This is a genomic window from Xenorhabdus siamensis, from assembly GCF_037996745.1.
GTDB lineage: Bacteria > Pseudomonadota > Gammaproteobacteria > Enterobacterales > Enterobacteriaceae > Xenorhabdus > Xenorhabdus indica.
In genome coordinates, this window is sequence record NZ_JBBMXE010000001.1 from 1 (window position 1) to 15,757 (window position 15,757).

Below are 15,757 nucleotides of genomic sequence, written 5' to 3' on the forward strand. Positions count from 1 at the left end.
ATGGAAGCCCGCCTCGGTGCTGACATGCGAAAAGTTATCTCGGTCTGTGACCGGGAAGCAGACATTATCGAGTACCTGACCTATAAGGTCTCAAATCATCAGCGCTTTGTCGTTCGCTCTATGCAAAGCCGTTGCATAGAAGAAAGCAGCGACAAGCTTTATCATTACAGTGGCGCCTTGGTGTATGCGGATACGAGAACGGTTCAAGTGAGGCAAAAAGGCGGGCGAAAAGCGCGTGATGCACACTGCGAAGTGCGTTATGCGGCGGTGACCGTAAAAATCCCGGCGAATAAAACCGGTGACGGCGTCCCACTGTACTATGTCGGTTGTCAAGAAACGGGAAATCATGATGGCTTGAGCTGGCACATTCTGACCTCAGAACCCGTGAAAACAAAAGAAGATGCCCAGCGTATTCTCGATTACTACGAAAAACGGTGGCTGATTGAAGAATTTCACAAAGCGTGGAAAAGCGGTGGCACTCAGGTTGAAGAGTTACGCATGCAAAGCAAAGAGAATTTAGAACGCATGGTAGTGATACTCGCGTTTATTGCAGTCCGTCTTCATCAATTGCGCTATCTGGGGCTTAATAAAGAGGAAGCAGAAAAGCAGAGCTGTGAAATGATCCTGAGTCCGCTAGCGTGGAACTTACTGTGGTCAAAGCAAAACAAATCGAAACCACCGAAGAAAGCCCCAAGCCTCTACTGGGCCTATATTAACCTCGGCAAGCTTGCATCAAAACGTAATGGTCGAGTAGGATGGGAAAGGCTATGGGAAGGATGGTTCATATTACAAACCCTCCTTGAGGGTTACTTGCTTGCACAGTCTCTTGAGCTATAGATGTGATCAAGAGACAGGGCATAGCCGGGGGATACTTTTTTTGTTCACGCAACAAAAGTCGTCTGTTTCATTTTCTTTGAACTCTGATTCCAATAAACTCAGATAGTTATCATTTGAAACGGTAAATTATTATGAATAAAATTTCGTCTACGAAACCTTGGTTAATTTTTGGTGCGGGTAAAGGTATCGGACGTTATCTAACCGGTATCGCACTAAAACAAAAACGTTCGATTACGGCATTGATCCGTAATGAACAACAGGCTATTAAACTAAGCTCAATAGGTGTGAATGTGATACAAGGTGATGCCTGTGACAGCCGAAGTATAGAAAAAGCTATTGAACATGCCGGAGAAAATCCCATTGTTTTTTCAACTATCGGGGGAGGTAATTCAGATCACTACGGCAATATTGCCATCATAGATGCGTTGGAAAAAGCTCAAATTTCACGCATGCTCTTGGTTACATCCATAGGATGTGGTGATAGTTGGCACACCTTATCACCACGTGCCAAATCATTATTCGGTCAATCAGTCAGGCTCAAATCACTGGCAGAAAGTTATCTGCAAACCAGTACATTAGACTTTACAATTATTCGTCCCGGTGGTCTGACTAATCAAGCAGGGACAGGACATTGCCAACGTTATCAGGGGGAAATTCACGGTATGGTGAGTCGTGAGGATGTCGCTTTGCAATTGGCACATATGGCTGAGGATAAAGAGACTTATTACCAGATTTACGCTTTGGTCGATCCTGAACTAAGACCTCACTGGAGTTGATAAAGTAACCACGCCTTCCGGCGTGGTCGATATCTTATTTCACTCCGCCATCCATTGCCTTAAGCTTTTTGGACAATTCGCGGCGTTCTTTAGACAACTCAGCATTTTTGATAATATATTCGTCAACTCGCTCTTCATAATCGCTACGCATATGGGCGATAATTCCTTGAATATTTTCAACTGACATTCCCGGTTTAATGTAATCACTCAGATTATCCAGTAACAATACACGCTTTTGGTTGTCGCGGATCTTTTTCTCATTGTCTACGATTTCTCGTTGTAATTTATTTTTGCGACGAAAGATACGCACAAACTCTAATACATTATGGAATGTCGGTTTATTCGCGTTGTCCATTTTTTACACCTTTCTTTAATTAGACCGATAATTTTTTATGCTGACTACACAATACAATTTCAGGCAACACATAGACAAGCCAGTTTCGATAATTTATTGACGTAATGAGCCTATGGGTTACCATATCTTTAATCTAGCCACATGACAAACTAACTTACCGCGGGTAAGACCACTCAAATGATATGAGCATGACTGATAGACAAGAATAATACATTGAAATCTGATTAGTTAAACCAACAACCAATGGATGCAGAATTGCCTTGAGTAACGATAAAACCCCCACTTTCTACTTTCATGATTATGAGACCTTCGGTAAACATCCTGCCTTAGATCGTCCTGCGCAGTTTGCAGGAGTTCGTACTGACAGTGATTTTAATATCATTGAAGAGCCATTAGTGGTGTACTGTGCCCCTGCTGATGATTATCTCCCTGATCCTGAAGCTATCATGATTACGGGAATTACTCCCCAATTAGCGCTGAATAAAGGGGTTAATGAAGCAGAGTTTGCACGCTTGATCCATGCTGCATTCAGTAAACCCAATACCTGTGTCCTCGGATATAACAATATCCGTTTTGACGATGAAGTCAGCCGTAATATCTTTTATCGCAATTTCTACGATCCTTATGCCTATAGTTGGCAAAAAGGTAATTCTCGTTGGGACTTGCTTGATGTGTTACGTGCCTGCTATGCCCTGCGCCCAGAAGGGATCATCTGGCCAGAAAATGATGAGGGGTTACCTAGCTTTAAGCTGGAACATCTGACAAAAGCCAATGGCATCGAACATACTCAGGCCCATGACGCTATGTCAGATGTTTACGCCACTATTGCTATGGCGAAACTGATTAAACAGGCACAACCTAAGCTGTTCGATTATTTTTTCCAGTTAAGAAATAAACAAAAAATCAGTAATCAGATTGATATTCCACAAATGAAACCGCTGGTACATGTATCAGGCATGTTTGGCGCTTTACGTAGTAATATTAGCCTGATCGCACCTTTGGCCTGGCATCCAACAAACCGTAATGCCGTTGTCATGTGTGATTTGGCTGGTGATATCACACCTCTGCTGGAACTTAGTGTAGATGAATTACGTGAACGCTTGTATACCCGACGAGATGAATTACAGCCAGATCAAGCGCCTGTTCCCATCAAACTGGTACATATCAATAAATGCCCGATTATTGCGCCTGAAAATACATTGCGCCCCCAAGATGCAGAGCGGGTTGGATTAGATCGCAACCAATGTGCACAAAATCTGGCTATTTTACGTAGTAATCCACAAATCAGGGAAAAAGTGGTCGAATTATTTTCTCATCCAGAGGAATTTCCAGAATCCGATAATGTTGATGCTAAGCTATATAGTGGCTTTTTCTGCGACGCTGATAAAACTGCGATGGAAATTATTCGTGAAACCACTCCTCAAAATCTGCCTGCGCTGGATTTAACATTTCAAGATACACGCATTAAAGCACTTCTGTTCCGTTATCGCGCCAGAAACTATCCGGCAACTTTGGATTATGATGAACAACAACGTTGGTTGCAGCACCGCCGGGAGATACTGACACAAGAAAATATCACCCAATATTTTGCAACTATTGAACAACTTTTTATTGAACACCAATCTGATGAAGAGAAATGCCGTCAATTAAAGGCATTGATCGACTATGCAGTTCAACTGGCTGAATAAATTTCAGTTAAAACAGGAAAAGACAGAACTCAGGTTTTGTCTTTTTCAATCCTTGTACGATGACTCTAGTCATGCTGATGATCAGAGCATTTATCAAAACATTGACCTCCACACTCTTCACCCCAATTTTTCAGCTTAGATGTTTTACCAATCCCTGGATTCAAACTATTAGTCGGATCATTCTTTTGGTAAAACTGCTTAAGCTGGGGCTTAGCCGTATACAAATGACCTACATTATGCTCAGCAGGATATTCTGCTCCTCTCTGGTCTAAAATTTTCAGCATCTTCTCTTTCAATACCTTAATATTTCTACCTTTTTTAACAATGTAATCCTGATGAAATACATGACACATAAAATGGCCGTAATATAAACGATGTACCAGTGCATCATTGATTTCTGGCGGCAGATGTTCAAACCACTCACGATCGTTACGTCTGAGAGCAATATCCAACGGCAAAATATCTTCTACTTCGTTGCTGTGCACTGCCTGATACCGAATAGCGGCTCCTGCTGCCACAAAGCGATGTAAAAAAGCCTTAGCACCTTCTTCTGGGGTACAGACAAAATATTCACCCTCTGCCTGTTTAAAATAGCCCTCTAACCATTCATTCGCTTCTTTTATACCTTCACCAGACATTTTTAATAGTAAATGATGTTCAAAACGATCCCGATACGCTTTCAGACGCGCGGGTAAATGTGAAGGTAACAAACGGCTTAGTCCCTGCATTACCCGATCCATTAGATGTGCTGGCAAAAAAGGAATTTTGCCGAAAATGGTATCCATTCGCCCTTTTAAGCTGAAGAACTTTAGCATTTTATCAGTGCCAATTTTATCGATCATAACGAAAGTATCTTTGCCATAAACTTCGGCAACATCAAAAATATCCCGATGCATATATTCACCAGCAACCGGCAAGTGCTGAAAACTCGATAAGATATGCCGACGTAATTCTGTCAAAACTCCCGGTTGATTAGTCCCGATATAGAATACTTGTGTCGAAGGTTCTGCCGCAAAGGTATTTAAACGAACGGCGAAAACAATCAATTTACCTGCGCAACCTGAGGCTTCAAACAACCTGCGTTCATCAGCATTAAAGCGTGATGGGGTGTCCGCATCAATATCACGAATCCACTGGGTATATTCATGATCAGAAGCGACTCTTTTATTTTGCTGAATATCTTCAATACGGTAACGTCGTTCTTCTAAACAGGTCAGGATTTCTTCTGGCGAGTTTCCCAATTCTATACCTAAGTGATTGATAAGCTCGGCTTCGCCTTTTTCATTCACACGCCCATATAAAGCCATTTCGGTATAAGCAGGCCCACGCTGAACCAAGGAGCCACCAGAATTATTACAAATTCCACCAATAACCGATGCACCAATACAGGAAGAACCAATTACTGAATGCGGTTCACGGCCAAGCGGTTTTAATACTTTTTCCAGATTCCACAATGTGCTACCAGGGAATGCAATGACCTGATTGACAGATTTGAGAATCTGTATTTTATCCATTCTCAGTGTATTGATAATGATAATATCACGATCATAATCATTACCATTGGGCGTAGAGCCTTCCGTTAACCCTGTATTAGCAGCCTGCATTAAAATAATTTTGTCTGCTTCTACACATGCCTTGAAAACTTTCCACTGCTCCAACAATGAGCCGGGAAAAACGACAGCAAGGGCATTTCCTTGCCCGGAACGAAAGCCTTTGCGATAGCGTTCTGTTTTTTGTGGTTCAGTGAGAATATGAGAAGAACCCACAATATGAGTAAGAATTGCAATGAATTGCTGATTTTGAGGAGTCTTAACATCATTCATAATGATTTTCTTACCTTAATGTAGAATCAAACGGAAATACCTTTAATGAGATTATTAAGAACAAAGTTTAATCATATTATATGACGTATATTGGTTATTTTTTAATTAAAATTAATTTATTATTGACAAAAAAACAGCACTCAAAGGTGCTGTTTCTTAAAAAAAATAATATAACAATGACTTTTATACAGATTCACTGAATTGTGGCATAGGCTGCCGGAAGCTGCGAGTCAGGAAGAACATATAAAGCAGACCGATACCTGCCCAAATCAGACCCAACTCCATAGAGCTTGCTTCCAGATTTGTCCACAATACCCCTACTGTTGCTGCACCAAATAATGGCAACAAAAGGAAATTGATAGTGTCTTTCAGAGTATTGTTACGTCGTTCACGAACGTAATATTGCGAAATTACTGCTAAGTTTACGAAAGTAAATGCAACCAATGCCCCAAAGTTGATCAATGCCGTTGCCGTTACCAGATTTAAAAATCCACTTGATAAGGCAACTATCCCAACCAAGATAACGTTGATTGAAGGCGTGCGCCATTTCGGATGAACATAGGCAAATATTTTCTCTGGCAATACACCATCGCGCCCCATAACATAAAGTAAACGAGCCACGCCCGCATGTGCCGCCATACCAGAAGCCATTACAGTGACACAAGAAAACACCAGGATAATGGCCTGGAACAGAGCACCGGCAACATACAGCATAATTTCTGGCTGAGATTCGTTCGGGTTTTTAAACCGGGAAACATCTGGGAAATAGAGCTGTAAGAAATAAGAGACAGCAATAAAGATAACACCACCAATCAATGCAGTGAGGAAGATCGCTTTCGGGATCACTTTGCTTGCATTAGGTGTTTCTTCAGACAGAGAAGTGATGCCATCAAAACCAAGAAATGAGAAACAAAGTATCGTTGCCCCGGTAATCATTGGAATCAATTTCGCTTCTTCTGATGTAAATGGCCGGGCACTAAATAGTGTTCCTGCACCTTCACCGCTATGTATGCCGTGTATTAATAAACCAACAAACGCAACTATAACGGCAATCTGAACAACGACAATAAGACCATTGAGATTAGCAACAACATTAATACCACTCAGGTTGAAAACGGTCATTAACACCGCCAGACCAACCACAAAGACCCAAGGATCAATACCAGGGAAAATGGCTTGAAGATAAATTTTTGCCAGCAAGATATTGATCATCGGCATAAGCAGATAATCCAGCAAAGATGACCAACCTACCATAAACCCAAGATGGGGATTCATTGATTTTTGTACGTAAGTGTAGGCAGAACCTGCTGACGGGAATCTTTTTACCAGTTTCCCGTAACTCAAAGCTGTAAATAAAATTGCAATCAACGCGATAGCATAAGATGTTGCAACATGCCCATCCGTCAATTTGGAAACAATACCAAAGGTATCAAAGATAGTCATTGGCTGTATATAGGCAAGCCCCATCATGACCACTTGAAATAAAGTCAGTGTTCTTCTCAGTTGAACACGATTGCTGGCACTTTCCTGAACAGTACCGAGAGTGGCTGTAGTATTATGCGACATGAGCGAAACCTCCCATAACTTCGATCTGGGTATTACTACAACTACTTAATCGATAGTTACTGGGTAGACTTCGCATCTGTCTATAAACAGAAAAGAAAAAAGAGTTGGAAGATAGCAAACTGACAGAGGTCCGCGCCCCATAATCGTCATTGCAGCAGCGAGCGCCAATTGGCACAAGTGCAAAAGCGAATAATTGCTCCATATTTGTGTTCCTCAATACAGCAGCTCTTTTCATTAGTAGCTGCTTATGGTCAGTATCGATCCGGAGAATATCCGGTCTCTTGGTGTTGTAAAAAATAACTCAATGCAAAAAAAATAACTGATGCATAATTACGCACCAGTTATTTTTAGTGGACGCATTTTGCACTTCAAGTCCAGAAATAGCAAGGGCTATCACACTAAAAATTCATTATTTTTTACAATACAAAAGAGTAAACAGGAATTTCTTCTTACTGAAGGAGTTCAGAAACGTGATGCTATCATATCCTTTGATTGGCAGTTAATAATTTTTTAGCACAGAAGTAAATTATTTGCTATTTAATTATAACAAACATGATATCAAAAAAAACCTGCTCTTAGTCATAATTACGATAAAGAGCAGATTTAATATTACATTTAATCGATAATAATAACTTTAATTAATATAAATCGAAATGTTAATTAAAAGTCATAATTAATGCCGATATTGTAACGGCGACCGTCAAGAGTAGCTCCGTGGATTTCATCCGTCACACGTTTATCAAAGACGTTATAGACACCACCTAATACTCTCAAATTTTTCGTGAGACTATAAGTCATACCCAGATCAACAAAAGAATAGGAAGGTGTACCACTTCCTATTGATGAACGGTACTGAAAGTTCTTTGTTTTCCCACGGAAATTAATACGAGCCCATGTTTCCATTTCTGGCAATGTCTGCCAGTTTAGGGTTGCATTAGCCATATGTGTTGGCATCTTATTCAACGGTTGGCCCTTAAACTTGCCCGTTTTCTGCTTAGAATAGGAATAAGTATAGTTTGCTGCCAATGATAGATTTTCTCTGATATCCCAATTTATGGTCGTCTCTATACCACGAATGTTCGCTTTACCAACGTTCATTCTTCCATTAACAAAATCATAATCACCCTTGCCAATTGATTTACAAGATACAAGTGATTTACAAATGTTAAATTCAGTGATTTTATCTTTAAAGTTTGTATTAAAGATTGTGATACCCACATTAAAATTTTCTTGGTTGTTCCAGATCACGCTAATTTCTTCATTAATGCTTTTTTCTGGTTTCAGTTTTGGATCACTTTCGATCACGCCATTGCTACGTCCCCCTCCCGTCACTTGCAACCAATTAGGCGCAACATGTCGCAAGTTAGGTGAGCGATATCCTGTAGTGATACCACCTTTAATTGTCCATTGCTCATCGGCACGCCAGACGCCATATAAGCGAGGGGTTACATGGGCACCAAAAAGTTGATCTTTATCTAGACGAATACCTCCCGTCAGAGCGAAGTCATTGATGATTTGCCATTCATCTTCAGCAAATAACGCCCAACTCCAGCGAGTAAGCTTATTTGTATTTGTACCGTTTTCAGACGCCGATTTATTGCCATTATCGCGCAGGTCTTCATAACGATATTGTCCTCCTACGCTTACTGTATGATCATCTAAGGTAAATGTGGTTTGATTATTAAAAATAGTATCTGCGAATTTCATTTCACGTTCAGGGTTCTTCGACTCATCCCGCTGAATATAAGATGTCATTGTGCCAAAGTCATAAACACCATTATGTGTTATCGAGTAATTATTACGCGCATAACGGCTGGTGTTATCTTCACAAGATCTTTTCGTACATGGACGAGTTTTACCAATTGTTGAATCACGATCTTGCTCATAACGCCCGACTTCAAAATCAAAGCTATTTTGCTCATTTGGTGTTAAAGAAAAAGTCGCCGCACCATTACGCATTTCTTGTTTTCTATAACCATCAATAAATTTATCTTCATTACGGTGAGAAAACAGGCCAGTCACTTTTAATCCTAATAAACCATCAATTAACGGTCCTGCAACATAAGCGCTGGTTTGGTAGCTATTACCTGATTTTGTACGTTCAGTCAGGGTAGTATCTGCACGTAAACTGCCATTCCACTCTTTATGAACCTTACGAGTAATGATATTGATAACACCGCCCATTGCATCGGAGCCATAAAGGGAAGACATTGGCCCACGTACAACTTCAACACGTTCAATTGATGCCAGCGGTGGCAGCCATCCCTGCTCAATACCTGAACCATCACTGTTTGGACGAGTGCTGCGAGTGTCAACACGCTTACCATCAATTAGTATCATTGTGTATTGTGATGACATACCACGGATACTAATATCACTGCTGCTACCGCCCCCCGTAACGACGACTCCCGGAACATCTTTCAATGCATCCGTCACGTCACGGTAAGCTTTGGTTTCCAACTGTTTACGACTAACCACCGAAATGGAGGCTGGCGCATCTTCAATTTTTTGCTGGAAACCCGCAGCAGTGGTAACAATTATTTTATCTTCGCCATTATTAGCTGCATTAGCAGCCAAAACAACGCTGGATGAAACAGTAGCAATAATGCCTAAGACGAGTTTTTTCTTTGCAAAAACGACCATTCCCGATTCTCCAAGTTGGAAAATAAAACTATTTAATTTGGATAATCGACATAAACTCAACATGCAGGGATAAGAATTTATCCCTACCAGTGTTATCTTTTTATTTGCTCTTCAATTTAAATAAAACAACTTATGCTTTTTATTATTTTAACCAGCCAAATCCATTACGAGGCCATCAATTAATACTTGAGGTATTCCCTGAGAACAATGTTCTATCCTGCCCTTAACACCATATACTTGAGCCAGACTGTCCGGTGTTATTACCTGTTCAGGTAAGCCTTCAGAAATTAATTCACCTTTTTTCAACATTAATATATGGTCACCATGACGCAGTGCAATATTAATATCATGCACAACAACAACAGTAATAATATTACGGCGACGTGTTTCACGTGCGACTAAATCCATAACGTGATACTGGTAATTTAAATCCAGCGCACTTAACGGTTCATCTAATAATAATAATGTCGGCTTTCTTATCAAGGATTGAGCCAAACCAACCAATTGTTTTTGTCCACCGGATAATTGATCCAAATAACTTAAAGCCAAATGCTCAATTCCAAGCTGACGCAGCAATTCCATGACTTCTTGTTCACACTGGTCACTGCTCACACCACCTGATGCCCGTTGAGCAACAATCACAGATTCCAGCACATGCAGATGGACTCCCGCAGGCAATGATTGAGGCAAATAAACTACGTTCTGGGCACGTTGGGCAAAATCCATCTGCATTAAATCCTGCCCATCCAGCAGCAGAGCGCCATTGGCTTTATTTAAACCCGCCAGTGAGCGCAATAACGTTGATTTTCCGCTACCATTAGGCCCGAGCAATACCGTAATTTTGCCACGCGGTAGTGGACTTACATCCAAATTTTCAATAACAGGATGCTTTAGGTAACCCGCCGTGAATCGACTGATTTTCAATCCCTGATTCATACACTCCCCCTATGGCGTAACACGATGCTCAAGAAGAAAGGAACACCAACCAAAGATGTCACAACTCCCACGGGTATGATGACACCCGGGATCAGATTCTTGGACGCGATAGACGCCATTGACAGTACCAGTGCACCTATCAGGGCACTCGCTGGCAAATAGAAGCGGTGATCTTCACCAAACATCAGTCTGGCAATATGGGGAGCAATCAGACCAATAAACGCAACCGGCCCAACAAACGCCACCGCCAGTGCGGTCAGAATACTAATACGTAACAAAGTGCCCAAACGGAGACGACGGATATTAATACCAAAACTAATTGCCCGATCTTCCCCTAGACGCAAAGCGGTCAGTTTCCAGGAATTCATCATAGAAACAGGCATAAGCATCAAGAATACCAGCAGCAAAGTACCCAGTTTGACCCATGTTGCCTTTGAAAGACTACCCATTGTCCAGAAAACCAGCCCCTGCAAGGTATCTTCCGTCGCAATAAACTGCATCATGGCAACCAGCGCCTCGAAGGTAAATACCATTGCAATACCAAATAGCACCACACCAGAAGTGGCAACTTTTGTCCAACGTGTAATCCCATCAAGCATCAAAGCAGCCAACAGAGCAAAAATAAAAGCATTTACAGAGATAAACCACTGATCAGGTATACCGGGAATACCAATACCTAATATGATTGCCAATGCCGCACCAAAAGAAGCGGCATTGGTAACGCCCAATGTAGATGGGCTGGCCAGCGGGTTATTCAGAATGGTCTGCATTTCAGCTCCCGCCAGCCCCAGAGACAAGCCAACCACTACCGCCATCAAGGCATAAGGTAATCGAATATCCCAGACAATTACCCGGGTTCCTGCATCCATACTCTCCGGCGAAATCAGTGTTTGCCAGAGAGCAGACAAAGATAACCCTGATGGCCCCATTGTAAGATCTAATACTAAAGAAATGCTGATAACCAAAACTATCAACAAAATCCATGCAATACGTCGATGCAGGATGTGACGATAGTGTGCTTTGATATCACATTCACCTTGTTGTTTCACCATTGGCATAGGCTCGGTAGTGACGCTCATTTTTATTACCTGTTACTGCTTATTTTTCACTGACCCAATATGTGCCTGCTGGTTCAATAGCTAAAAATTTAGAGTGAATCTCTTTCAATGTTTGCTGTGGATCTAAATCAGCGAACTTTTCAGGATAGAACCACTTAGCAAAAACTTGGGTAACTACAACATTATAAGGTGAATTATAGTAATGGTGCCAAATAGCATGGGTACGACCTTCTTTCACTGCGGTTAGGTTATTGATACCTCTGCGTTCAGTGATAGATTTCAACCCTGAGCGGGCAATATCTGCGGAAGTCTGAGCGCCCATCTGGATACCTTCACTTTTCTCACCTGGATCTTGCGCACCACTGGCGATGTAAATATAAGGATCAACAGCAATCACTTTTTCCAGGTTCATTGTACCCAGTGGGGTTGGCAGAACCTCTTTAGCGATATTTTTACCACCAGCCAGATCAATGAAATTCCCCATGTTGCCATTGCCTGCTGTACCACAGCAATCTTCGATGGAGCCTGCTCTCAGCTCAATAAATACAGAAGGTTTTTGCTCTGTTGGTATACGGTCAGTAATATCAGTTACCCGTTTCTGATTTTTTTCATAAAAATCAGCGTAAGCATTCGCTTGTTCCTCGCGGTGCAGCACCTTACCTAACATACGAATGCTCGGCAGTGTGTTTTTCAGTGGATTATTACGGAAATCAACAAAAACAACAGGAATACCTGCTTTTTCTAATTGTTTAACCAATTCACTGTTTTTGCCTGGACCATGACCAGACAAACCGAAGATAGCCACATCAGGATTCAATGTCAGCACTTTTTCAGAACTGACACTATCAGCACTGGTATTACCTATCAGTGGAATATTGTCAATTTCAGGGAATTTGGCTTTATAAATAGAGTAAGTTTGTGGGTCAAGTTTACGGAAATCCCCCTGCCAACCCACGATACGAGCCAGAGGTTTATCTCCTTCTAATAATGCGATTGCATGGAATAAACGACCTTCACCCAACAAGATACGATTGACTTTTTCAGGCACTTCCACAGTACGTCCAGCAACATCCGTGACTGTTTCAGCCCAAGATGCAAAACTTGTCATCATCGCAGAGCTTGCCAATAGACTGATACTCACGCCTTTCACGATTGTTTGAAATCCAAACTTCACTTTAGTTAGCCTCTTCATGCAATAATTTTGCTGTTAACAATAAAGCAAATAAGAATAATTATCAATGCGACTGATTCGATATATCCGAAATTTAATTGTTATAATTTTGCTTTAATTCTATAAAAAATAAAAACTGCCGACTCCATCACAGAACAGGCAGTTTTTGTAAAATACAAATAATAATATATTAATAAAAAAGCTCCATTCTATCGGTTTTCTATTAACAATTTATTCATAATTTGTATTCTTTAATGATGGAAATTCCATCTCACTGTATTTGACAAAACGCGTTTTCTTTTTCAGCTTATAACCAAACCAAATAATTAAGAATAATGGAATGCCGATATAAGTCGCCGTAACACCATACCAGTCTATAGTATCTTGCAGGAATGCCTGATAGTTCTGGCCCAATGTGATCAGCAAACATAGGATAAATGCAAAAATCGGCCCGATAGGGAAAAAGCCGGAGCGATATGGCAGTTCATTGAGATCTCGCCCTTGAGCAATATAGCCCTTACGGAAACGATAGTGACTAATCGCAATACCAAGCCATGCAATAAAACCAGTCATACCTGAGGTATTCAACAACCACAAATATACCGTCTGGTTACCAAACATTGAACTGAGAAAACATAATCCCGCCACCACAGTTGTAGCATAAAGCGCGTTACGTGGAACACCGCCTTTCGACAGAGAACCAAAAATCTTAGGTGCCTTACCTTCTCGTGCCAATGTGAACAACATGCGGGTTGAAGCGTACATTCCTGAGTTCCCCGCAGATAATACAGCAGTTAAGATTACTGCATTCATCACGGCGGCGGCTGACAATAACCCCGCATTTTCAAATACCAATGTGAATGGACTGACACTAATATCCTTCACACCATTACGTAACAAACTCGGATCTGTATAAGGAATAATTAAGCTGATAATTAAAATGGCAAACACATAGAATAATAAGATACGCCAGAATACCTTACGTACAGCACGGGGAATGTTTTTCGCGGGATCTTTTGATTCCCCTGCTGTGATACCAATAAGTTCAGTCCCCTGGAATGAAAAACCCACAATCATTGCCACCCCAATCATGGCCGCAAACCCACCAGCAAATGGTGCATTGCCAATAGTCCAGTTATGCCAGCCAGCGCCTCCAGCCCCTTTCATGATACCGACAATCATCAGAATGCCGACAACAATGAAAACAATAACTGTAGAAACTTTGATTAGAGAGAACCAATATTCCGCCTCTCCGAATCCTTTAACTGAAATAAAGTTCAACAGGAAAATTAGGCTAAGGAATAAAGCACTCCATATCCAGCCCGGCGCATCCGGGAACCAATATCCCATCACCAATTGAGCGGCAACAAGGTCAACTGCTATCGTAACAGCCCAGTTGTACCAATAGTTCCACCCTAATGCGAAACCAAAGCCTTCATCAACATACTTAGAACCATAGGTGGAAAACGACCCTGATACAGGCATGTAAGCAGCCAATTCACCCAAGCTGGTCATCAGAAAATAGACCATCAGGCCGATCAGCGCATATGAAAGCAGAGCCCCACCTGGGCCAGCTTTCGAAATGGTCGCTCCAGAAGCAACAAACAATCCTGTGCCAATTGATCCACCAATGGCAATCATCGCCATATGTCGTGCTTTTAATTCACGGCGCAGGATTCTTGGAGCCTGATCCCGTGGCATGCTTTGTTCTTGAGACATTCTATTCCTATATCATCGAGAATAATTTTTAGTGCGGAATTGTAACAAATCTTTGTCTCCAGAATAGCGGCGATTGAAGGTTATAAGATACCTTCATGATCAGCCGCCAATTATAAGCTACACGATTATATGTCATTCCATATGGCATTAAATTGATGCTAATGACAGTAGCTCAATAATTTTTGTAACGCGTTAGACATATGTTTCTGGCGGTGATAAATCAGATAAAGAGTACGATAAAGTTGTAGCCCCGGTATCATTAATTCAATTAATGTGCCATTCTGTAATTGTTCCCGAATAACCCGACGCGACAAACAACTAATTCCCATTCCATACTGAACGGCATGTTTAATCGCTTCCGAATTGCCTAATTCCATTGCAATATTGAACCGGGGCATCTGCGAAAACAGAAGATGGTCGAGAACTTCCCTTGTTCCTGAGCCTTTCTCTCTTAATATCCAGGGAGCCTTAATCAGATCTTCCACCGTCAAATTAACGTTCGCCAGTGGGCTTGCTGGTGAAGAGAAAACAATCAGTTCATCTTTCATCCACGGTTGACTAATTAATTCAGGATTGTGACACAATCCTTCAATCAAGCCCAAATCGACCCGGAATTCCACAACCGACTTTATAACATCTTCAGTGTTGCTGATATTCAATTCCAACGGTGTATCTGGATAATCCTGACGGTATTTCGCCAGCATTTCAGGCAACATATAGTTACCAATCGTACTACTAGCTGCCAGTCGCAATGCTCCCAAGTCCAATTTGAAAAGCTGCTCCACCTCACCAGCCTGTTCAAGTAGTGCCAATGCTTTAGGGTAGAGCAAACGACCATGTTCATTAGTAACCAGTCGTTTTCCTACTCTGTCAAAAAGCTGTACACCCAACTGCCCTTCAAGATCTGTTAATGAAGCACTTACGGCAGATTGTGATAACGCTAATTGTTGAGAAGCCTGTGTCGTTGAACCACTTTTCAGAACTTCTGCAAAAATCTCCAGCTGTCTCAGAGTGATACGCATATGGCCTCGCGGGAAGCAAAAAATAAAATGATAAGATAATCTTGATTTTAGACACTATTACGCAACTTAACAAAAGTCACCTTCAGTTAATCCAATTTACTGGTTAAACATATAAAAATAATCAATTTTAATAATTAAATTATTTGCTATATGCTTATTCCTA

12 protein-coding genes are annotated in these 15,757 nt (G+C 41.3%); 3 read left to right on the forward strand and 9 right to left on the reverse strand.

Annotated features, from left to right (window positions below; all coding sequences use genetic code 11):
- Together AAC852_RS00005 and AAC852_RS00010 are read left to right on the forward strand one after the other, a co-directional pair.
- Window positions 1-837: IS4 family transposase (locus AAC852_RS00005; protein WP_340619248.1), on the forward strand; the 837-nt coding region annotated here is incomplete at its 5' end.
- A gap of 131 nt (window positions 838-968) precedes the next feature.
- Window positions 969-1,613, forward strand: coding sequence for an SDR family oxidoreductase (locus tag AAC852_RS00010; protein WP_340619249.1), 645 nt, complete (start codon window positions 969-971; stop codon window positions 1,611-1,613).
- A gap of 34 nt (window positions 1,614-1,647) precedes the next feature.
- Here AAC852_RS00010 and tmaR read toward each other — a convergent pair whose 3' ends face one another.
- Window positions 1,648-1,968: a PTS system regulator TmaR gene (gene tmaR / locus AAC852_RS00015; RefSeq protein ID WP_340619250.1), complete on the reverse strand. Its 321-nt coding sequence runs from the start codon at window positions 1,966-1,968 to the stop codon at window positions 1,648-1,650.
- Between the two features lie 260 nt (window positions 1,969-2,228).
- Between tmaR and sbcB the strand changes: the two genes are divergently transcribed.
- Window positions 2,229-3,656, forward strand: a complete 1,428-nt coding sequence (gene sbcB / locus AAC852_RS00020) for an exodeoxyribonuclease I (RefSeq protein ID WP_340619251.1) — start codon at window positions 2,229-2,231, stop codon at window positions 3,654-3,656.
- Between the two features lie 65 nt (window positions 3,657-3,721).
- On the opposite strand, the gene dld is transcribed toward sbcB, so the two are convergent.
- The 8 genes from dld to yieE all read right to left on the reverse strand — a co-directional run bounded on the left by dld (window position 3,722) and on the right by yieE (window position 15,594).
- Window positions 3,722-5,479, reverse strand: a complete 1,758-nt coding sequence (dld, locus tag AAC852_RS00025; RefSeq protein ID WP_340619252.1) for a D-lactate dehydrogenase — start codon at window positions 5,477-5,479, stop codon at window positions 3,722-3,724.
- A gap of 183 nt (window positions 5,480-5,662) precedes the next feature.
- Window positions 5,663-7,045 carry an APC family permease gene (locus tag AAC852_RS00030; protein WP_340619253.1) on the reverse strand — a complete coding sequence of 461 codons (1,383 nt, stop codon included), beginning with the start codon at window positions 7,043-7,045 and terminating at the stop codon, window positions 5,663-5,665.
- A 660-nt stretch (window positions 7,046-7,705) separates the two neighbouring features.
- The gene (locus AAC852_RS00040; protein ID WP_340619254.1) at window positions 7,706-9,688 is read right to left on the reverse strand and encodes a ligand-gated channel protein; all 1,983 of its coding nucleotides are present in this window, start codon (window positions 9,686-9,688) and stop codon (window positions 7,706-7,708) included.
- Window positions 9,689-9,835: 147 nt separating this feature from the next.
- On the reverse strand, window positions 9,836-10,624 hold the full coding sequence (locus AAC852_RS00045; protein ID WP_340619255.1) for an ABC transporter ATP-binding protein: 789 nt from the start codon (window positions 10,622-10,624) through the stop codon (window positions 9,836-9,838).
- Window positions 10,621-11,703: a FecCD family ABC transporter permease gene (locus AAC852_RS00050; RefSeq protein WP_340619256.1), complete on the reverse strand. Its 1,083-nt coding sequence runs from the start codon at window positions 11,701-11,703 to the stop codon at window positions 10,621-10,623. Before AAC852_RS00050 ends, AAC852_RS00045 begins: the two co-directional genes overlap by 4 nt.
- Before the next feature lie 19 nt (window positions 11,704-11,722).
- Entirely contained in the window at window positions 11,723-12,856 is a 1,134-nt protein-coding gene (locus AAC852_RS00055) for an ABC transporter substrate-binding protein (RefSeq protein ID WP_340619257.1), read from the reverse strand.
- Window positions 12,857-13,084: 228 nt separating this feature from the next.
- A complete protein-coding gene (locus AAC852_RS00060; protein ID WP_340619258.1) occupies window positions 13,085-14,572 on the reverse strand; it encodes an amino acid permease in 1,488 nt (495 codons plus the stop codon).
- Window positions 14,573-14,730: 158 nt separating this feature from the next.
- Entirely contained in the window at window positions 14,731-15,594 is an 864-nt protein-coding gene (gene yieE, locus AAC852_RS00065) for a DNA-binding transcriptional regulator YeiE (RefSeq protein WP_340619259.1), read from the reverse strand.
- Between the last annotated feature and the right edge of the window lie 163 nt (window positions 15,595-15,757).